The 19,595-nt window shown below is 67.8% G+C and carries 17 protein-coding genes and 1 pseudogene; 11 read left to right on the top strand and 7 right to left on the bottom strand.

What is annotated here, in order from left to right:
* Window positions 1-92: 92 nt before the first annotated feature.
* Together WS95_RS06495 and WS95_RS06490 are read left to right on the top strand one after the other, a co-directional pair.
* The gene (locus WS95_RS06495; RefSeq protein ID WP_156444442.1) at window positions 93-2,285 is read left to right on the top strand and encodes a hypothetical protein; all 2,193 of its coding nucleotides are present in this window, start codon (window positions 93-95) and stop codon (window positions 2,283-2,285) included.
* Window positions 2,286-2,427: 142 nt separating this feature from the next.
* The gene (locus WS95_RS06490) at window positions 2,428-3,201 is read left to right on the top strand and encodes a hypothetical protein (protein ID WP_059780544.1); all 774 of its coding nucleotides are present in this window, start codon (window positions 2,428-2,430) and stop codon (window positions 3,199-3,201) included.
* 97 nt (window positions 3,202-3,298) lie between these two features.
* Here the strand turns inward: WS95_RS06490 and WS95_RS06485 are convergent, their stop codons facing one another.
* On the bottom strand, window positions 3,299-4,270 hold the full coding sequence (locus WS95_RS06485) for a LysR family transcriptional regulator (RefSeq protein ID WP_034208303.1): 972 nt from the start codon (window positions 4,268-4,270) through the stop codon (window positions 3,299-3,301).
* 175 nt (window positions 4,271-4,445) lie between these two features.
* Window positions 4,446-5,420: a GlxA family transcriptional regulator gene (locus WS95_RS06480; protein WP_034208304.1), complete on the bottom strand. Its 975-nt coding sequence runs from the start codon at window positions 5,418-5,420 to the stop codon at window positions 4,446-4,448.
* A gap of 118 nt (window positions 5,421-5,538) precedes the next feature.
* Here WS95_RS06480 and WS95_RS06475 point away from each other — a divergent pair, with 118 nt between their 5' ends.
* From WS95_RS06475 to WS95_RS06465, 4 genes and pseudogenes are all read left to right on the top strand, one after another.
* The gene (locus WS95_RS06475) at window positions 5,539-6,222 is read left to right on the top strand and encodes a DJ-1/PfpI family protein (RefSeq protein WP_059780543.1); all 684 of its coding nucleotides are present in this window, start codon (window positions 5,539-5,541) and stop codon (window positions 6,220-6,222) included.
* A 59-nt stretch (window positions 6,223-6,281) separates the two neighbouring features.
* Window positions 6,282-6,593, top strand: coding sequence for a cupin (locus WS95_RS06470; RefSeq protein WP_059822932.1), 312 nt, complete (start codon window positions 6,282-6,284; stop codon window positions 6,591-6,593).
* Window positions 6,594-6,623: 30 nt separating this feature from the next.
* A pseudogene (locus WS95_RS35605) lies at window positions 6,624-6,761 on the top strand (LysR family transcriptional regulator); the annotation flags it as partial.
* A gap of 240 nt (window positions 6,762-7,001) precedes the next feature.
* The gene (locus WS95_RS06465) at window positions 7,002-10,109 is read left to right on the top strand and encodes a transglycosylase domain-containing protein (RefSeq protein WP_059822907.1); all 3,108 of its coding nucleotides are present in this window, start codon (window positions 7,002-7,004) and stop codon (window positions 10,107-10,109) included.
* Window positions 10,110-10,124: 15 nt separating this feature from the next.
* Here the strand turns inward: WS95_RS06465 and WS95_RS06460 are convergent, their stop codons facing one another.
* Window positions 10,125-10,496: a GFA family protein gene (locus tag WS95_RS06460; RefSeq protein ID WP_059822905.1), complete on the bottom strand. Its 372-nt coding sequence runs from the start codon at window positions 10,494-10,496 to the stop codon at window positions 10,125-10,127.
* A 148-nt stretch (window positions 10,497-10,644) separates the two neighbouring features.
* On the opposite strand from WS95_RS06460, the gene WS95_RS06455 reads away from it, so the two are divergent.
* On the top strand, window positions 10,645-10,890 hold the full coding sequence (locus WS95_RS06455; protein ID WP_059780572.1) for a DUF1272 domain-containing protein: 246 nt from the start codon (window positions 10,645-10,647) through the stop codon (window positions 10,888-10,890).
* A gap of 28 nt (window positions 10,891-10,918) precedes the next feature.
* Here WS95_RS06455 and WS95_RS06450 read toward each other — a convergent pair whose 3' ends face one another.
* The gene (locus WS95_RS06450) at window positions 10,919-11,602 is read right to left on the bottom strand and encodes a FadR/GntR family transcriptional regulator (protein ID WP_034208310.1); all 684 of its coding nucleotides are present in this window, start codon (window positions 11,600-11,602) and stop codon (window positions 10,919-10,921) included.
* Between the two features lie 146 nt (window positions 11,603-11,748).
* Here WS95_RS06450 and dgoD point away from each other — a divergent pair, with 146 nt between their 5' ends.
* Window positions 11,749-12,897 (top strand): galactonate dehydratase, encoded by a 1,149-nt coding sequence (gene dgoD / locus WS95_RS06445; RefSeq protein WP_059780571.1) that lies wholly within the window; start codon window positions 11,749-11,751, stop codon window positions 12,895-12,897.
* A gap of 175 nt (window positions 12,898-13,072) precedes the next feature.
* Here the strand turns inward: dgoD and WS95_RS06440 are convergent, their stop codons facing one another.
* A complete protein-coding gene (locus WS95_RS06440; RefSeq protein WP_059822904.1) occupies window positions 13,073-14,005 on the bottom strand; it encodes a CopD family protein in 933 nt (310 codons plus the stop codon).
* Between the two features lie 378 nt (window positions 14,006-14,383).
* On the opposite strand from WS95_RS06440, the gene WS95_RS06435 reads away from it, so the two are divergent.
* The 3 genes from WS95_RS06435 (at window position 14,384) to WS95_RS06425 (ending at window position 18,049) form a co-directional block, all read left to right on the top strand.
* On the top strand, window positions 14,384-15,148 hold the full coding sequence (locus WS95_RS06435; RefSeq protein WP_034208313.1) for a c-type cytochrome: 765 nt from the start codon (window positions 14,384-14,386) through the stop codon (window positions 15,146-15,148).
* 19 nt (window positions 15,149-15,167) lie between these two features.
* A complete protein-coding gene (locus tag WS95_RS06430; RefSeq protein WP_034208314.1) occupies window positions 15,168-16,466 on the top strand; it encodes a c-type cytochrome in 1,299 nt (432 codons plus the stop codon).
* A 137-nt stretch (window positions 16,467-16,603) separates the two neighbouring features.
* The gene (locus WS95_RS06425; protein ID WP_059822902.1) at window positions 16,604-18,049 is read left to right on the top strand and encodes a DEAD/DEAH box helicase; all 1,446 of its coding nucleotides are present in this window, start codon (window positions 16,604-16,606) and stop codon (window positions 18,047-18,049) included.
* Here the strand turns inward: WS95_RS06425 and WS95_RS06420 are convergent.
* Both WS95_RS06420 and WS95_RS06415 read right to left on the bottom strand, forming a co-directional pair.
* Window positions 18,043-18,549, bottom strand: a complete 507-nt coding sequence (locus tag WS95_RS06420; RefSeq protein ID WP_059822901.1) for a hypothetical protein — start codon at window positions 18,547-18,549, stop codon at window positions 18,043-18,045. The genes WS95_RS06425 and WS95_RS06420 overlap by 7 nt on opposite strands.
* A 70-nt stretch (window positions 18,550-18,619) precedes the next feature.
* Entirely contained in the window at window positions 18,620-19,447 is an 828-nt protein-coding gene (locus WS95_RS06415) for a ferritin-like domain-containing protein (RefSeq protein ID WP_034208317.1), read from the bottom strand.
* Window positions 19,448-19,595 lie beyond the last annotated feature (148 nt).

Below are 19,595 nucleotides of genomic sequence, written 5' to 3'. Positions count from 1 at the left end.
CGCGCGTAATGGCGGCCGTATGCCACGCCACGAGCACGAAGCCGCGCTTAGAATCGGAACCTCCCAATATCCGCCGCATCCGGGCAAAAACTGTGAAAAACCGCCTCGCATGCTTCCTACTGGGCTTGATCGGCGCAACGATTCCGCTCGCCTGCTCGGCCGCCCCTATGCCGGCCGCCACCGTCGACGGCATGCAGTGGCGATTCGTGCAGTTGCATAACACCGGGCACGACGATGACTACGAGGTCGCCGCCCGTCGCAATGAACAGGTTCTGGTCTGGGACAACGGCAAGAACCGGCAAGCGTATGCGGGAACCGTGTACCTGCTGGTATCCGCCCCGTTCGATCAGGTGCAGCCACGGGTGCAGGGCGTGCTGCAACGGACGAGCCCCGTGACGGCCCGTGTCGACAACTGGCAGTTGCAGAACTTGCCGCCCCCGTGGGACAAGGTGCTGTTGTCGCGCCGGCCGGACCTCCGTACGGCCATCGCCGAACAGGAGGTCATGCCGAAGCTGCAGCAGGCGCTGCAACAAGGTGCCATCACCCGTCCTGAACTGGACTGGCGCATGGATCATGCTCGTGCGCGCGTCGACCGGCTGTCCCAGGGCTCCCGCGTGCCTGCGCTTCAGGCCACCTATACGTACTGGGATGCTCGCCAGGATCACAGCGACGGCATCACCGGTCAGTACCGGAGCACGCTGTTCGTCAGGGTGCAGGATGCAAGCGCCATCTTCGGGCATCCGGCGACGATCGTTCAGTTCGGTCGCAGCGATACCCGGCCCAATCCCGACTACAGCCTGTGGAAGGCACTGACGCTGCAGGACCTGGACGTGTTCAGCGGCAACCGGACCCAGTCCAGCCGGACGGGCATATCGGTCGTCCCGGCCGACGTGTTCACGGCATTGACCGATGCGCTGTCCGCGATGCCGGGCAAGCTGGAAATCGCCGCGTCGCCGGCCGCATGGCAGTTGCCCTCGACACCGTCGATACCGGCCCCTGCGATCAACCTGGCGGTACCGGACCCAAGTGCCCCGGTGCTGAAGCCCCGGCTCATCCGCTGGGACACATTGGTGACCGATCCGTCTCAACGCACGCTGCTGTATCCGCATGACATCCTCGGCCTGCCGGACGGCAGCATGCTGTTCAGCGCCCAGGTGAGCGACAGCCGCGGCTGGAACGAGTACGTGTGGCGGCTGCACGAAGTCGATGGTGCGTTGCGTGCGGACGAGGTCTGGCGAGGCAAATCCGGCCCGCGACGAATGATGATCAACGGCGACGGCAGCGCCGTCTGGTTCGACGGCCAGCCGGACACCGACGGCAAGCCATGCCTGTACCGCTATGACGTCACGAGCCGCAAGGTCGATCGTCATGAAATCGTCTGGCCGAACGAAACCAGCTGGCGTGACTATCAGATGAGCGATCTGCACTGGATCCTCGCAGACGATCTGCCGGCCAATTTCCGGCACGACATCCGGCATGGCGAGCAGGCGTCCAACCCGCTCGGCTCCGAGTACCTGACCGTGCAGCGGCCGGCGTCGGCGCCATCGGGTACCGACGATCCATGGCCATTCGTCACCACGCTGTCGTCAGTACGCCAGTCGCTGATGGACGACATCAACGGCGGCGGCAATCCACTGATCTGGCCGGTACGCTGGCGACCTTCCGGGAGCTACTGGACGGAGGATCCGCAGGGGCTCGCCGAACTGGATGCCCGTACCGGCCGCACGCTGCGCGCGATCGCGCTGCCCCAGCGCTTCGGCTCGCCGGATCCCGACAACGCCACCGGCATCGCACAATGGGTACCCGAGCCTCTCGGCTCGCCGCAGGGTCAATGGATTGCGACCGGCTTCGTGCTGCTGCTCGACGACGACGGCAGCATGCCGCCGCCGGTCAAGTACCCCGGCCCGAAACGCGCCCGCTTCGTCGGCATGCACGTCGTGGATCTCAAGAGCGGTCACGTGCTGTCGGCGCTGCTTGGCCCTGCCGACGACTTCAAGGCCGCCGCGCGTTCGGCGAACGGGCGCTTCCTTGCGATGGGCACGACCTCGACCGCGGGCAGCAGGACGCACCGTGTCGCGCTCTGGGAGGTCGCACAGGGCCGGACGCCCGTGCAGCTCGACGCGTCGTCGTTACCGACGGACAACGAGATCCGCGCGCTGGCCTTTTCGTGGGACGGTTCGGCACTGTGGGCGCTGGGCACGCACGAACTGCTGCTGTGGCAATTGCCCGCTGCGCTGCGCGATCGCGCGACGCGACGCGCTGTGCCGGATCAATCCCGCAATTGAGGCGATGATCTCACCCGGCGAGCGGCGCCGGCTTCCGCCATCTGCGAAAATCGGCATCGCGTTCGACCGCCCGGGCCGCCGTTGGCTCCCATGGCCGAAATCCGCCGTTGCCGAATCGACAATGACAATAACCGAGGGCTAGATGAAGGACCGTAACGAATCGACAAGCGACAAGCGCCGTGGACGCGCGAGACGACGCTGGCTGATGGCCGGTGTCGCAGGCGCGGCGGCCGTGCTGATTGGCATGCGCGTCATTCCTGCGCGAGACGACCTGGACAAAAGCAAGATCGACGCGATCCTGAAGGTCGCGCTCGCCGACAAGAACACCGTTCCGACCGACGCCTGCGTCAGCCTGGCCGGCGCCGAACTTCCCGCTGACGTCAACGCGAAGGATTTGCTGAGAGTCGATGGCGTGGTGAGAAAAGACGTGCAGGCATTGATCGACCGCGGCCTGATTACCGTGAAATTCAATGCAGGCAAAGGGCGGCCGACCGTGAGGAACCCGGACTACGAGTCGCGCGACACCCATGTCCCGTTGAGCCATATCGCTCTAACCCCGTTCGGAAAGACGTTCTACCGGTATCGGGAATTCGAAACGACCGACGGATCGGTTCCCGGTGGGCGGGCGCTACACATGGTGAACTTGTTCTGTGCACACGTGACCTACGGTGGCGTCGCGAAATTCATGGAGCCTTCCAAGAACCCGTTCGACGACAATCCGCACCTGGTCTCGTGGGTCAATTTCCGATGGAAACCGGATCGGCAAGCGACACCGTGGCTAACCGATCCGGATCTCCTGGACGCCCTGTCGTTCTATCCCGAGCAGGACGGCTGGGCGAACCGGGGAATTCTGCTCGAACGGGACGACAACGGACATTGGGCGCTCGGCGACAATCCATACACGATCCGCTGGTAGGCGCGGCATAAGACGTGGCGGCTTGGCGCCCGACGATCGACGGGATGAGGCAATTCACGGCATGCCTCATCGCTTTCGTCCATACCCGGTCGCCACCTTACGCCGCCACCACCTTTTTCTGCGGCTTCGCTTGCACCCCCACCTTCCCCCGCCAATTCTCCCCACCCTCCAGCGCCGGCGTCGACTCGAACACCTCCGCGATCCAGTCGGCGAACACGCGCACCTTCTGCGACAGATGCCGGTTGTGCGGATACACGATCGAGATCGGCTTCGGCTTCGGATTGCAGTCCGGCAGCACCTCGACCAGCGAGCCGTCGAGCAGGTTCGGCAGCACCATGAACAGCGTCGGCTGGATCATCCCGAAGCCTTCGAGCCCGCACGTCACGTAGGCATCCGAATCGTTGACCGTGACGCTGCCGTTCATCCGCACCTCGAACGGCTTGCCGTCGATCATGAACACCCACGGAATCGCCCGCGCACCGTGGCTCGAACGGAAATTCACCGCATGATGATCGACGAGATCGGCAATCTCGTTCGGCTCGCCGTGACGGGCGAGGTAATCGGGCGACGCGCACGTCACGCGCTTCAGCATCCCGATGCGCCGCGCGACCATCGACGAATCCTCGAGCGGCCCGACCCGGATCATGCAGTCGATGCCTTCCTCGACCGGATCGACGTAGCGGTCGGACAGCCCCAGTTCGAGCGTGATGTCCGGATAGCGCTGCCGGAAGATCGACAGCGACGGCAGCACGATGCGGCGCCCGAGCGAACTGGGCATGTGGACGCGCAGCACGCCGCTCGGCTTGCGGTTGCCGGCCTGGAAGCTCGCGTCGGCCTCGGCGATCTCCGCGATGATCTTCATGCAATGCTCGTAGTACGCGGCGCCCTCCGGCGTCAGCGACAGCCGGCGCGTCGTCCGGTGCATCAGGCGCACGCCGAGCAGCGCTTCGAGATTCTGGATGATGGTCGTCACCGACGCACGCGGCATCGCAAGCGTGTCAGCCGCCCGCGTGAAGCTGTTCGCGTCGACCACGCGGGTAAAAACTTCCATTGCCTGGATGCGGTCCATGCTGCTTCCCCCTTCGAATCGCCAACGGAACAGAATAGAGCGCGCGGCGGGCGCGGCACAAGCCCCCGCCCATTGTTCTCCGATCCTGAATAGTTTCGACGCTTCGGACTGGAAACCGACCGATTTCCGTTCAGTTCCGGGCGCCGCCGCGCCGGCCCCGCTCAGCCGCCGTACGTTACCGCACGAACCGCTCGCGATACGCCTGCGGCGACACGCCGAGCACGCGCACGAAACTGCGCCGCAGCGTCTCCTCGGAACCGAAGCCGCAACGCCCGGCAATCCGCTTGACGGGCCACGCCGTTTCGCCGAGCAGGCGTTGCGCCGCCTCGACGCGGATCTGCTCGACCGCGCGCGCGGGCGTGCGGCCGGTCTCCGCGCGATAGTGGCGCACGAAGCTGCGCTCGCTCATGCTCACGCGTTCGGCGAGCGCGGGCACCGACAGGTCGGCCGTCAGGTGCTCGGCCATCCATGCGTGCAGCTCGCCGAACCGGTCGGCGGTGCGCTGCATCGACAGCATCGTGCTGAACTGCGCCTGCCCGCCCGGGCGCTTCAGGAACACGACGAGTTCGCGCGCGACGTCGAGCGCGGTCGCCCGCCCGAGATCCTCCTCGACCAACGCGAGCGCGAGATCGATGCCGGCCGTCACGCCGGCCGACGTCCACAGCGCGCCTTCGCGGATGAAGATCGGGTCCGGCTCGACGCGCACGTTCGGGTAGCGCGCCGCGAATTCGTCGCAGCGCGCCCAATGCGTGACCGCGCGCCGCCCGTCGAGCAAGCCGGCCTCGGCGAGCAGGAACGCGCCGGTGCAGACCGACGCCACGCGCCGTGCGCGTCCGGCCTGCTGCCGCACCCACCGCACCACCTGCGCATCCTTCGACGCCGCATGCACGCCCTTGCCGCCGGCGACGATCAGCGTATCCGGATGGCGCGCGGCCGCGCGCAGCGACTCGGCCATCACGACGAGGCCCGACGAGGTCTCGACGGGCCCCGCTTCGACGGCCACGACGCGCGGCGCATACGGCGCCGGCTGCCCGCGCTCCAGCGCGAGCTCGTTGACCGACGCGAACACCTGCAGCGGCCCCGTCACGTCGAGCAGTTGCGCACGGGCAAACGCGAGGATCAGGATCGAACGCGGGGCGGCGGCAGGCATGGCGATTGGCTGAAAACGTGGGTGATATGGCAATTTCGCCAAACACTACGCGCCTAGAATCGATCTGTCCATCCCGTGCCGAACGGCGCACGTTCCCTTCCCCTCACGGAGCCTTCGCATGACCCTGCATATCGGCCTTCTCGTCTTTCCCGGCGTCCAGCAACTCGACCTCACCGGCCCGCACGACGTGCTCGCGTCGCTGCCCGACGCGGCCGTCCATCTGGTGTGGAAGTCGCGCGACGCGGTCGCGTCGAGCAGCGGCCTCGCGCTCGCGCCGACCTGTACGTTCGACGACTGCCCGCCGCTCGACGTGATCTGCATCCCCGGCGGGATCGGCATCAACGAACTGCTGCTCGATGCCGAAACGATCGCGTTCGTGCAACGGCGCGCGGCCACCGCGCGCTACGTGACGTCGGTCTGCACGGGCTCGCTGCTGCTCGGCGTGGCCGGCCTGCTGCGCGGGCGGCGCGCGACGACGCACTGGCGGTTCCACGCGCTGCTCGAACCGCTGGGTGCGATCCCCGTGCGCGAGCGCGTCGTGCGCGACGGCAACCTGGTCACGGGCGGCGGCGTGACGGCCGGCATCGATTTCGCGCTGACGATCGCCGCCGAGCTGGTCGGCGATGAAGAAGCGCAGGCGATCCAGCTGCAGCTCGAATACGCGCCCGCGCCGCCGTTCGACGCCGGCTCGCCCGACACCGCGCCGGCCGCGGTCGTGGCGCGCGTCACCGAGCGTTCGGCGGCCGGCTTCGCGAAGCGCAAGCAGATCGTCGAGCAGGCGCTGCGCGCCACGTCGCGCTGAATGCGGATGGCGGAAAAATCACGGAAAAACGGCGCACACGCGTGCCGGAGAACACATCGATGAACATCATCCGGAGCACCGCATTCACGGCGGACCGCGCGTGGGACGCCCTCGACATCGCGAATCTGAACGGCATCACGGTGCGGCTGCACTGGACCGACCAGCCCTATCGCTGGCATGTGAACGACGGCGAGGAGGTGTTCGCGGTGCTCGATGGCCGCGTCGAGATGCGCTATCGCGACGCAGGCGTCGAGCACGCGACGGTGCTCGAAACGGGCGACCTCTTCCACGCGACGGTCGGCACCGAGCACGTCGCGCATCCGCTCGGCGTCGCACGCATCCTCGTGATCGAGACCGAAGGCAGCGTCTGACGGCAGGCGCGCGCGCATCGATGCCGCGACGACGGCCGGCTGCTCGCGCTGCTGCCCGGCTATCGGCTCGAGTCCCTCGAGATGAACGTCGCGTACCCGAGCCGCCGGCACTTTCCGCGCAAGGCCCGGCTTTTCGTCGATCACCTGATCGACCATTTCGTCAGTTGAATGAACGACGAAATCGCGCACCATTTTTCACGCCGACTCGCCGTCGCCCGCCCCTCGCACCGCCGGGACGGCCCGCCGGCAGGCACTTGACGGCCACAGGCCCGTCGCTCGCCCGGGATGGGCACGCCTGTTGCGCCGGCGCATCTCGGTAGTCGACGCCCTTGGCAGCCCGCCGCGGAGGACTACACTAATCCTTAATGGGGTGCGGCCGGATAACCGCGCCCTCAGGGAGACGCCGCCATGAATCGGCCGCTGAATCGCATCCTGCCGCGCGTGACCGGTCCGGCATCGGTCTGGACATGGGTCAAGTGGTCTTTGCTCGCCGCATTGCTGATCGCGGTGGCGATCGTCGCGCGGCTCGTGCAGACCGAGATCGAAACGTCCCGGCTGCAGGCGCACTACCTGTCCGAGCTGGCCCGCGACGTCGGCTACACGGTCGAAGCGGGGCCGAGCGATCACATCCGCTTCCCCGCCGACGGCCCGTACGACCGGCGCTTCGGCTACGCGATGATTCCCGCGTTCCAGCAACGGCTGCTCGCACGCGGCTTCGTCGTCAGCGAACAGGCGCGCGATTCGCAGCGGATGCTGTCGCTCGGCCAGCGCGGGCTGTTTCTCCCTTACGAAGAGAAAGACCAGACGGGCTTGATGCTGTTCGATTCGACCGGCTCGCCGCTGTTCGCGACCGTGTTTCCGCAGCGCGTCTATGCCGACTTCGACACGGTGCCGCGCGTGATCGTCGATTCGCTGCTGTTCATCGAGGATCGCTACCTCCTCGATGCGAACGAACCGAACCGCAACCCGGCGATCGACTGGGGGCGCTTCGGCCGCGCGCTCGCCGACCAGGCGCTGCACGTCGTCAACCGTCACCAGGCGCGCCCGGGCGGCAGCACGCTCGCGACGCAGATCGAGAAGTTCCGCCATTCGCCCGAGGGCCGCACCGCGACGCCGCCCGAGAAGCTGCGGCAGATCGCCTCCGCGTCGGTACGCGCCTACCTGAACGGCCCGCAGACGATGCTCGCGCGCCGCACGATCGTCGTGCGCTACCTGAACTCGGTGCCGCTCGCCGCGCGGCCGCACGTGGGCGAAATCACCGGCATCGGCGACGGTCTGGCCGCGTGGTACGGGCGCGACTTCACCGACGTGAACCGCGTGCTGTCCGCGCCGACGACCGGCGACAACGTCGACCAGCAGGGCAAGACGTTCCGCGAGGTGTTGTCGCTGCTGATCGCGCAGCGCGCGCCGTCGTACTTCCTCAACCGCGGCTATCCGGCGCTGCAGAAGCTGACCGACAGCTACCTGCGGCTGCTGTCGAACGGCGGCGTGATCTCGCCCGCGCTGCGCGACGCCGCGCTCGCCGCGCAGATCGACCGCAGCGCGCCGCCGGCCGCCGCGCGCGTGCAGTCGTTCGTGTCGCGCAAGGCCGTGACGTCCGCGCGCGCGTCGTTGCTGTCGGCGCTCGGCATCGGCGACCTGTACCAGCTCGACCAGCTCGACCTGCAGGCCACCAGCACCCTCGACAACGGCGTGCAGCAGGCGGTCGCCCAGCGGCTCGCGCAGGCGTCGACGCGCGAAGGCGCGCAGGCCGCCGGCCTGTACGGTTTCGAGATGCTCGCGCCGAAGGACGACCCGTCGCATCTCACGTACAGCTTCACGCTGTACGAACACCGCAACGGCGCGAACCTGCTGCGCGTGCAGACCGACAGCGTGAACCAGCCGTTCGACGTGAATCGCGGCGGCCGCATCAACCTCGGCTCGACCGCGAAGCTGCGCACGCTGATCACGTACCTGCAGATCGTGGCCGACCTGCATGCGCGCTATGCGAACCTGTCGAACGCGGAGCTGGCGCGCGTGAAGCCCGATCCGATCGACGGGCTGTCGCGCTGGGCGCTCGACTACCTGTCGCATACGCACGACCGCTCGCTGCAGGCGATGCTCGATGCGGCCGTCGAACGCAGGTATTCGGCGAGCCCGGACGTGTTCTACACGGGCGGCGGCGCGCAGGTGTTCTCCAACTTCGAGAAGTCGGACAACGGCCGCATCATGACGCTGCACGCGGCGTTCGAGCACTCGGTGAACCTCGTGTTCGTGCGGCTGATGCGCGACATCGTCCACTACGAGACGCTGCAGGCGGCCGGCCCGTCGTCGTCGTGGCTCGGCGATCCCGCGCAGCGCCAGCATTACCTGCAGCAATTCGTCGACGGCGAAAGCCAGGTATACGTGAAGCGCTACTACACGCGCTATGCGGGCAAGGCGCCCGACGACGCGCTCGCGCTGATGCTGCGCGACGTACGCAAGTCGCCGCCGAAGATCGCGACGGTGCTGCGCAGCGTCGCGCCGAACGAATCGCTCGCGTGGTTCGATGCGCAGATGCGCGCGCAACTGAAAGGCACGCCGGCCGCGACGCTGTCCGACGACGATCTCGCGGCGCTCTATGCGAAGTACGCGATCGACCGCTTCAACCTCAACGACCGCGGCTATATCGCGAGCGTCCATCCGCTCGCGCTGTGGACGCTCAACTACCTGCGCGCGCACCCGGGCGCAGCGCTCGCCGACGTTCAGCGCGACAGCCGCGATGCGCGTTTCTACACGTATTCGTGGCTGTACAAGACCCGCTACCACGCGACGCAGGACCGGCGCATCCGCCGCATGGTCGAGCTGCGCGCGTATGCGGAAATCACGAAGTCGTGGCGCGCGCTCGGCTACCCGTTCGCGGAAGTGACGCCGTCCTATGCGGCCGCGATCGGCGCATCGGGCGACCAGCCCGACGCGCTCGCGAAATTGATCGGCCTGATCGCGAACGGCGGCCGGAAGGCGCCGACCGAGACGATCACGCGGCTCGATTTCGCGAAAGGCACGCCGTACGAAACCCGCTTCGTCCGCGCGGCCGCGCAGCCGCAGCCGATGCTGGCGCCGGAGATCGTCAACGTCGCGCACACGCTGCTGCGCGACGTCGTGCTCCACGGCACCGCACGCCGCCTCGCGGGCGGGCTCACGCTGCCGGACGGCAAGACGCTCGACGTGTACGGCAAGACGGGGACGGGCGATCAGCGCTTCAACGTCTATGCGCGCGGCGCGCGGCTGATCGAGTCGCGCAAGGTCAACCGCAGCGGCACCTTCGTGTTCGCGATCGGCGACCGGTTCTTCGGCGTGCTGACGGCGACCGCGCACGAGCCGTATGCGGCGCGCTACGACTTCACGAGCGCGATGGCCGTGCAGTTGCTGAAGTCGATGGCGCCCGCGCTCGCGCCGCTGATCGAACGCCCGGCCGACGCCGGCACGCGCACCGCCGGACCCGCACCGCAGGCGGAAACACCCGCGCCGAACGCGGCCGCCGTGCAACCGTCCTGATCCGATGGCGGCGCATCAGCGCCCGCGCCGGCGCGCCGCTGAGCGCGAGCGGCCGTCGTAGTGCGTGACGGGCAGCGCGTCGAGGTCGACGCCCTCGAGGCAGCGCACGTTGATCGCGGCCATCGCGGTGCCGTCCGGGTGGACGCCTTCGCCGAACGCATGAATCCCGCAGCGCTTGCAGAAGCGATGCCGGATCACGTGCTGGTTGAACATGTAGGTCGCCAGATTCTCGTCGGGCGTCAGCAGCTTCATGCGGTCGCGCGGCACGAACCACATCAGCGCACCCTTGCGCCGGCAGATCGAGCAGTTGCACGCCATCACGCCCTGCAGGTCGCCTTGCGCGTCGAACGTCACGTCGCCGCAGTGACAGCTTCCGCGATAAAGCATGGTCGTCTCCTGGTGCGGCCCGTGCGCGTCGCCGGCGCCCGGGCGGGACGCCGTTGGCCGGGCCGATCCAAACGCGTACAGTAGCGCTCGCATGCGCCGCACGCAATGTCCGGGCGGCGCCCATCCCTCACCGACCCAGGAGACCGTCATGCTCGAACTGCGCCCCGGCTGCGAATGCTGCGACAAGGACTTGCCGCCCGATTCGGCGGAAGCGCGCATCTGTACATTCGAGTGCACGTTTTGCGCGACCTGCGCGGACGACGTGCTGAAGGGCCGCTGCCCGAACTGCGGCGGCGACCTGGTCGCGCGCCCGCGGCGACCGGCGAGCCTGCTCGCGAAGTACCCGGCGTCGACGGAACGCATCCACAAGCCGGGCGGCTGCGCGAACGCCTGACGGCGCGACACCGGCCGCCCCGCTCCCGTCACGACGCTTCGATGCGCGCGCGCGTCACCGCGAGCAGCGTCGCCATCGCGCGGCGCGCGCCGTCCTCGTCGCGCACGCGGATCGCGTCGCTGACGGCCGTATGCTCGGCAAGCGACGCGTTGTACACGTCCGCCCGACGCGCGTTCAGTTGCAGTTGCGCCTCGAGCGTGCGATCGATCAGCGCGCCGAGCGGCACCAGCAGCTCGTTGCCGCCGGCCTCCAGCACGCTCAGGTGAAAGCGCAGGTCGGCGCGCACCCATTCGTCGACGTTGCGCGCGGCGGCCATCGCGCGCGCCGCGCCCTCGATCGCGTCGAACGCGTCCGGCGTATGCGTGCGCGCGGCCAGCGCGGCCGCGTACGGCTCGATCATCTCGCGCATCTCCTGCAGCTTCAGCGCGAACGCGAGCGGCGGCGCGACGCGCGCATACCAGTCGAGCAGATCGGCATCGAGCAGGTTCCACGCACGGCGCGGCCGCACGCGCGTGCCGACTTTCGGCCGCGATTCGACCAACCCCTTCGACGTCAGCGTGCGCAACGCCTCGCGCATCACCGTGCGGCTCACGCCGTACATCTCCATCAGGTCGGGTTCCCTCGGCAGCAGCGATTCGGGCGGATAGTCGCCGCGCAGGATCGCGGTCGCGAGCCGGAAGGCCGTCTGTCCATGCAGGTCGCGTTGAATGATCGTTCTCCGTCGGGCGGGGTGCCCACTATCTGCACATTAATGCTATTAATACTATTTTTTATTCGACTACGCTAGGATAACCGCGAAAGCACGGATCGCGCGCCGCGTTCGCACGGCCGCACCGGTCAATCATGGAGACCCGCGTCATGAAAATCACCCGCCTCGAAACTTTCGTCGTCCCGCCCCGCTGGCTGTTCCTCAAGATCGAAACCGACGAGGGCATCGTCGGCTGGGGCGAGCCGGTCGTCGAAGGTCGCGCGCACACGGTCGAGGCCGCCGTGCACGAACTGGCCGACTACCTCGTCGGCCGCGACCCGCGCTTGATCGAGGATCACTGGCAGGTGATGTACCGCGCGGGCTTCTACCGCGGCGGCCCGATCATGATGAGCGCGATCGCCGGCGTCGACCAGGCGCTGTGGGACATCAAGGGCAAGCATCACGGCGTGCCGGTGCACGCGCTGCTGGGCGGCCAGGTGCGCGACCGCATCAAGGTGTATTCGTGGATCGGCGGCGACCGGCCGAGCGACGTCGCGAACAATGCGCGCGCGGTCGTCGAGCGCGGCTTCAAGGCCGTGAAGATGAACGGTTCCGAAGAGCTGCAGATCGTCGACACCTACGACAAGGTCGAGCAGGTGATCGCGAACGTCGCGGCGGTGCGCGACGCGGTCGGCCCGCACGTGGGAATCGGCGTCGACTTCCACGGCCGCGTGCACAAGCCGATGGCGAAGGTGCTCGCGAAGGAGCTCGACCCGTACAAGCTGATGTTCATCGAGGAGCCGGTGCTGTCGGAGAACGCCGAGGCGCTGCGCGACATCGTCAACCAGACCGACACGCCGATCGCGCTCGGCGAACGGCTGTACTCGCGCTGGGACTTCAAGCACATCCTCGCGGGCGGCTACGTCGACATCATCCAGCCGGACGCATCGCACGCGGGCGGCATCACCGAATGCCGCAAGATCGCGACGCTCGCGGAAAGCTACGACGTCGCGCTCGCGCTGCACTGCCCGCTCGGGCCCATCGCGCTCGCCGCGTGCCTGCAGCTCGACGCGGTCAGCTACAACGCGTTCATCCAGGAGCAGAGCCTCGGGATCCACTACAACCAGGGCAACGACCTGCTGGACTACCTGCGCAACCCGGAAGTGTTCCGCTACGAAGACGGCTTCGTCGCGATCCCGCAGGGCCCGGGGCTCGGCATCGACGTGAACGAGGAGAAGGTGCGCGAGATGGCGAAGACCGGCCATCGCTGGCGCAACCCGGTGTGGCGCCACGCGGACGGCAGCGTCGCCGAGTGGTGAGTGCGATGCGCATCGCGCGCGGCTGCGGCCGGCGCGGTACGCATCGACTTGAGTACGGCCGCCCGATGAACTGACAGGCGGCCGTTTTTACATGCGCGGCGAGCATGCCATGCATGGTGCACGCCCTTCGCGTCCCTGCATCGCGCTCTTGCATTGCGCCGCGTAGAAGCTGCCGTCAGCCGAGCGCCGCGAACCCCGGCACGCTGAACGACAGCACGGCCGCCGCGACGAATACGCCGATCATCGTCATCCCTTCGAGATGCAGGATGTTGCGGAACGTGTGCGCGTCTTCGGTCGATGCGGTGCGGCGCAGGCGCGGCAGCGCCGAGAAGCGGTTGAGCCCGCCGAGCACGAGCGCGAGCGCGACGAGCAGCAGCTTCAGCAGCAACACGCGCCCCCACGTGCTGCCGTCGAGCGGCGCGAGCGAGCCGCCGAGCCCGCGGATCGCGTTGAGCACGCCGGTGCCGAGCACGAAGACGACCGCGACGATCGACGTACGCGACAGCTGCTGGCCGATGCGGATCAGCGCGCCGCGCGCGACCGACGATCCCAGCGCCGGCAGCACCGCGAGCCCGCCCGCGAGCACGAGGCCGCCCCATACGGCGGTGGCCAGCAGGTGCAGCGTCTGCACGCCAACCGCCGCGGACAGCACGCCGCTATCGGCCGCATGGCCGAGCGACGCCTTGCCGGCCGCGACCACGATCACCGCGAGCCACAGCACCGCATGCGCGAGCGGTCCGTCCGGCTTCGCGAGCGCGACGATCGCGAGCACCACCGCGCCGGCGAACGCGACGCTCCACGCGAAGCCCGTATGCGTCTGCATCAGCATGACGGGCATCGCGGCGAACGCGCCGCCGAGCCCCGCGCCGCTCATCGCCGCGGCCTCGTAGACGAGCCAGCCGAGATCGGCGAGCACCAGCGCCAGCGCCGCCGCGACCAGCGAATGTTGCGCACGCAGCCATGCGGGGTGCGACGGCGCGACGACCGGCCGCGCGCCGTCCTTGCCGAGCCACGCCTTGAGCAGCGCCGAGCCGACCGCCATCGCGAACGCCGCGTCCATCAGCGCCGCGAGCGCGACCTGACCGATCCACAAGCTGTCGAACTTCATCGCGCATGCCCTCCCGCAAGCGGCAGGCCGGCAGTGCGGCGGCAACGGGACGGACGGCGTGAGGCAGGCAACGGCACGGTAAGAAACGTCATCGATGAATCCGGAAACGGGAGAAATGACTGGACCTGCGGCGGAGGCGGCGCCGCGCGACCCGCGAGTGTACGGTCTTCGAGGGTGAAAGCGCACGCCGGTTCACTCGCGCGCGGCGCAATGCGCGTCAAATTGTCGCAAGTCGCAAACAGACAGGAACCGATGTCCTTTCGTCAAATAGCCGTCATTACCCATCGATGATAGAATGCCGCGTCGCAGCAGCCCGGCTGTCCTGCCGTCCATGCGCCGAGCCGATCGTAGCCCGGACAAGGTCCCCGACGAATAATCATGGAGTCTCGTGTGTCTTCAAGACGCCTCTTCCGTCCGCTGCTCGCCGTTCTGATGATCGGCGGCGCGGGCCTTACGAGCGCTGCCCAAGCGCAGACCAAGCCCACGGAGCAAGCGCACGCCCAGCAGGCGCCGCTCAAGGCACCCGATACCATGGCCGAGCGCGTGCGCGGCTGTACCGCATGCCACGGCGTTCACGGCCAGGGCACGGACAACGACTATTTCCCGCGGCTTGCCGGCAAGCCGGCCGAGTACCTGTACAACCAGCTCGTCAACTTCCGTGACGGCCGGCGCAAGTACCCGCCGATGAATTACCTGCTGACGTACCTGAACGACGACTACCTGCGCGAAATCGCCGAGCACTTCTCGGCCGAGCGTCCGCCGTACCCGACGCCGGCGAAGCCGACGCTGCCGGCCGCGACGCTCGCGCGCGGCAAGCAGCTCGTCACGCAGGGCGACCCGTCCCGCAAGCTGCCGGCCTGCGTGGCCTGCCACGGCGCAGGGCTGACCGGCATGCAGCCGGCGATCCCGGGCCTCGTCGGCCTGCACGCCGATTACCTGAGCGCGCAGCTCGGCGCATGGCGCTCGGGCAACCGCCACGCGAAGGCGCCCGATTGCATGCACGACATCGCCGCGAAGCTTTCCGACGAAGACGTGACGGCCGTGACCGCATGGCTCGCCGCGCAACCGGCGCCCGCCAACCCCGTGCCGGCTCCGGCGCGTTCGATGAAGACTCCGCTCGCCTGCGGCAGCGAACCGCAATAAGGCAAGGGAGACAGACACAATGAAACGCAAGTCCCTGTTTGCACTCTCGGCCGTCGCGATCATCGCGGCCGCCGCCCTCGTGCCGGTTCTGTGGCCGGGCAACGACACGCTGCACGGCGCCGCCGCCGTCGCGGCCACGCCGGCCGACCAGGCCGCGCTGATCAAGAAGGGCGAATACCTCGCGCGCGTCGGCGACTGTATCGCGTGCCACACCGTGCGCGGCGGCAAGCCGTTCGCGGGCGGCCTGCCGATGGCGACGCCGTTCGGCACGATGTACACGCCGAACATCACGCCGGACGACAAGGACGGCATCGGCAAGTGGACGTCGGACGACTTCTACCGCGCGATGCACACCGGCCGTTCGAAGGACGGCAGCCTGCTCTATCCGGGCTTCCCGTTCGCGAGCTACACGAAGGTCACGCGCGCCGATTCGGACGCGATCTACGCGTACCTGCGCTCGGTGGCGCCGGTGTCGGTGCCGAGCCGTCCGCACGAACTGAAGTTCCCGTTCAACAACCGCAACCTGCTGATCGGCTGGCGCACGCTGTTCTTCAAGGAAGGCGAGTACAAGCCGGATCCGACGAAGTCGGTCGAATGGAATCGCGGCGCGTATCTCGTCGAAGGCCTCGGCCACTGCTCGATGTGCCATACGTCGATCAACATGATGGGCGGCCCGGTGAACTCGTCGGCATTCGCCGGCGGCCTGATCCCGCTGCAGAACTGGTATGCGCCGTCGCTGACGAACGACAAGGAACTCGGCCTCGGCGACTGGCACGTGCAGGAGCTGTCCGACCTGCTGCAAGCCGGCGTGTCGCAGAAGGGCGCGGTGTTCGGCCCGATGGCGGACGTGGTCCACAACAGCCTGCAGTACATGACCGACGAAGATACGCGCGCGATGTCGACGTACCTGAAGTCGATCCCGCAGAAGGCCGAAGCGCCGAAGAACATGCAGTACGAGCCGTCGAAGCAGTTCGGCAACGCGCTGTTCGACCAGGGCAAGAAGATCTACGCGGACAACTGCGCGACCTGCCACGCCGAAAACGGCGCCGGCAAGCCGCCGGCCTATCCGCCGCTCGCGGGCAACCACTCGATCATGATGGAATCGGCCGTCAACCCGATCCGCATGGTGCTGAATGGCGGCTACCCGCCGAGCACGTTCAAGAATCCGCGTCCGTATGGGATGCCGCCGTTCGCACAGTCGCTGTCGAACCAGGAAGTCGCGGCGGTCGTCACGTATATCCGGATGTCTTGGGGTAACAACGGTACGCCGATCTCGCCGCAACAGGTGAGCGATCTGCGTTCCGCGCCGCTCGACTAAGAAGCGGCTCACACACACGGGGCGCGGCTGCGGGAAACCGCGGCCGCGCCCTTTTGCTTTTTGGCTGTTTTGCGATGCAGGTTTGCCGCGCGGGCCGCGCGACGCATCGCCGATCATAAAACTCAAGAGTGGTATCTATGTCTTTCGAATCTCTCGGCTTGGCCGAACCGCTGGTCAAGGCGGTCAACGAGCTCGGCTACACGTCGCCGACCCCGATCCAGCAGCAGGCGATCCCGGCCGTCCTCGGCGGCGGCGACCTGCTCGCCGGCGCACAGACCGGCACCGGCAAGACCGCCGGCTTCACGCTGCCGATCCTGCAACGCCTGCACACGTTCTATGCCGAGCACCGCGGCGCGAAGCGCGCGGTGCGCGCACTGATCCTCACGCCGACGCGCGAACTCGCCGCCCAGGTCGAGGAAAGCGTGCGCGCGTACAGCAAGTACCTGAAGCTGCGCTCGACCGTAATGTTCGGCGGCGTCAGCATCAATCCGCAGATCGATGCGCTCAAGCGCGGTGTCGACATCGTCGTCGCGACGCCGGGGCGCCTGCTCGACCACATGCAGCAGAAGACCATCGACCTGTCGGATCTCGACATCCTCGTGCTCGACGAAGCCGACCGGATGCTCGACATGGGCTTCATCCACGACATCAAGCGCGTGCTCGCGAAGCTGCCGCCACAGCGCCAGAACCTGCTGTTCTCGGCCACCTTCTCCGACGAGATCAAGGCGCTTGCCGACAGCCTGCTCGACTCGCCCGCGCTGATCGAGGTCGCCCGCCGCAACACGACCGCCGAGAGCGTCGCGCAGAAGATTCACCCGGTCGACCGCGACCGCAAGCGCGAGCTGCTCACGCACCTGATCCGCGAACACAACTGGTTCCAGGTGCTCGTGTTCACGCGCACCAAGCACGGTGCGAACCGGCTGGCGGAGCAACTGACGAAGGACGGCATCAGCGCGATGGCGATCCACGGCAACAAGAGCCAGTCGGCCCGGACGCGCGCGCTGGCCGAGTTCAAGAACAGCACGCTGCAGGTGCTCGTCGCGACCGATATCGCCGCGCGCGGGATCGACATCGACCAGTTGCCGCACGTCGTCAACTTCGACCTGCCGAACGTGCCCGAGGATTACGTGCACCGGATCGGCCGCACGGGCCGCGCGGGCGCGACCGGCGAAGCCGTGTCGCTCGTGTGCGTCGACGAGAAGCTGCTGCTGCGCGACATCGAGCGGCTGATCAAGCGCGAGATCCCGCAGGAAGTGATCGCGGGCTTCGAACCCGATCCGAACGCGAAGCCGGAGCCGATCCAGCAGCGCCGCGGGCAGCAGCCGCGCGGCGGCAACGGTGGCGGCGGAGGCAATCGCCAGCCGCGCGCAGGCGGCTCAGGCCAGCCGGCCGCGAAACGCGACGGCAACGCGCAACCGAAGGCGGCACCGCAGAAGGCCGCGAAGCCGCGCACGCAAGGCGGCGCCGGTGGTAACGGCGGCGGACGTCCGGCGGGCGGCGGCAACGGCGCCCGGCCGGCGAGCGGCAACGCCGCGCACGCGAACCGCAACCGTTCGTCGCGCAGCGGCCAGCGCGGTCACTGAAGCCGCGCGGCCGCGCGCCGCAGGTGCTCGATCTGGCGCTGCCAGCGTGCGAGCACCGCGACGCGCTCCCCTTCCAGCGTGAACGTGACACCCGTCGCGAGACGCGCATAGCCGACCCGCTGCGCATCGCCGTGCGCGATCGTCGCAGCGAATCCGGCCAGTCCGCCGAAGTCTCCTTCGAGCGGCGCCATCTCCAGTTGCGCCTGAAAGAACGCACCGTCCGCGACGAGCGTCAACGCGGCCGTGCGCCGTTGCGCGATCGCGCGCGCCGCTCGCGACTGCGGCCAGAGCGCGATCAGCAGCGTGCGCGCATCGTGCGCATAGATCTCGCCGACGCCGAGCAGCGTCGTGCGCAACTGGCCGTCGTCGGTCGCGACGATCAGCGACGCGGCGATATCGGCATGACGTTCGAGTGCGGTGCCGTCGAACAACGACACGACGGCGGACGGCCACGCGTCGAACGTCCATTGTTCGAGCGCGTGGCGATGGGTATCGGTCATGATGGCGTGGCCCCGGTGCGGGTCGGATGAGGATGCGCCAGCCTGCGCGCGACGGGCCGCGCCGCGGCGATCAGCGCAGGAAAACGTGCCGCGTGATCTTCGTGAGCGGATAGTGGACGCCCGGCTGGATCTTCGCGGGCAGATCGAGCGGCTTGAGCAGCATCTTCACGCACATGTCGGCCGACAGGTTGCGCCGCACGAGCCTGCTGATGCGCGCGGCGCGCTCGCGGTTGTATTGGCTGTCGCCGACGCGGTCCGGATAGCGGATCGCGAAGACGTGGCGCAGCGCGATCTCGGAATCCTCGTTCTTGATTTCCATCACGCGGCGCGCGAGGGCCCCGAGCACCGCGAGCCGGCCGTTGCCTTCGACCTGGTTGTACTTCTTGAAGAATTTGAAGAAGTGCTTGTAGTGGCGCACTTCGTCCGTGCGGATGTTGTCGGTGATTTCCTTCAGCACCGGCTCGTCCGAGCATTCGTTGATCGCGCGATAGAGCGTGGCCGTGCCCGTCTCGACGACGCAGCGTGCGACCATTTCGAGTGCGCGGGTTTTTTCGAACGCCTCGACCGAGCAGGTCTTCGAATACTCGGCAAAGAAATTCGCGAAGGCGGTATCCCAGTCGAACTCGGGCCACACGTGCGCGATGTACGCTTTCAGCGCGCGGCCGTGCTGCAATTCTTCGTGCTCCCATGCATTGTTGAGCCATGCGGAGACTTCCGGATCGTCATTGAAGAATTCGCTCAGATTGCTCGTATAGAGATCCGAGCCGCTTTCGATGAACGACGATGCGCACAGCAGCAACAACAGATCCTCGTTCGCGGCGGCACGCTGACGATCGATCCGGTTCAGGTCGATGTCCTCGATACGCCACGGCATCACATGCGTCGTTTTGGTGTCCATGGTGGTGCGCTCCCAGTCGTCGCGCGGAGGCCGGCCCATGCCCGGGGCACAGGCGCCAGCCGATCCGCAGGCGGCGTTTTACATGCGTTTATAGTGAGTCGGTCCGGCCGAACCATCCTGGCATCTTAGCCGGACTTTGACGTTCGTG

Source organism: Burkholderia sp. MSMB1826 (genome assembly GCF_001526325.1).
Taxonomy (GTDB): domain Bacteria; phylum Pseudomonadota; class Gammaproteobacteria; order Burkholderiales; family Burkholderiaceae; genus Burkholderia.
The sequence above is the reverse complement of the archived record's forward strand: the minus strand, read 5'-3'. Positions and strand labels throughout refer to the sequence as shown.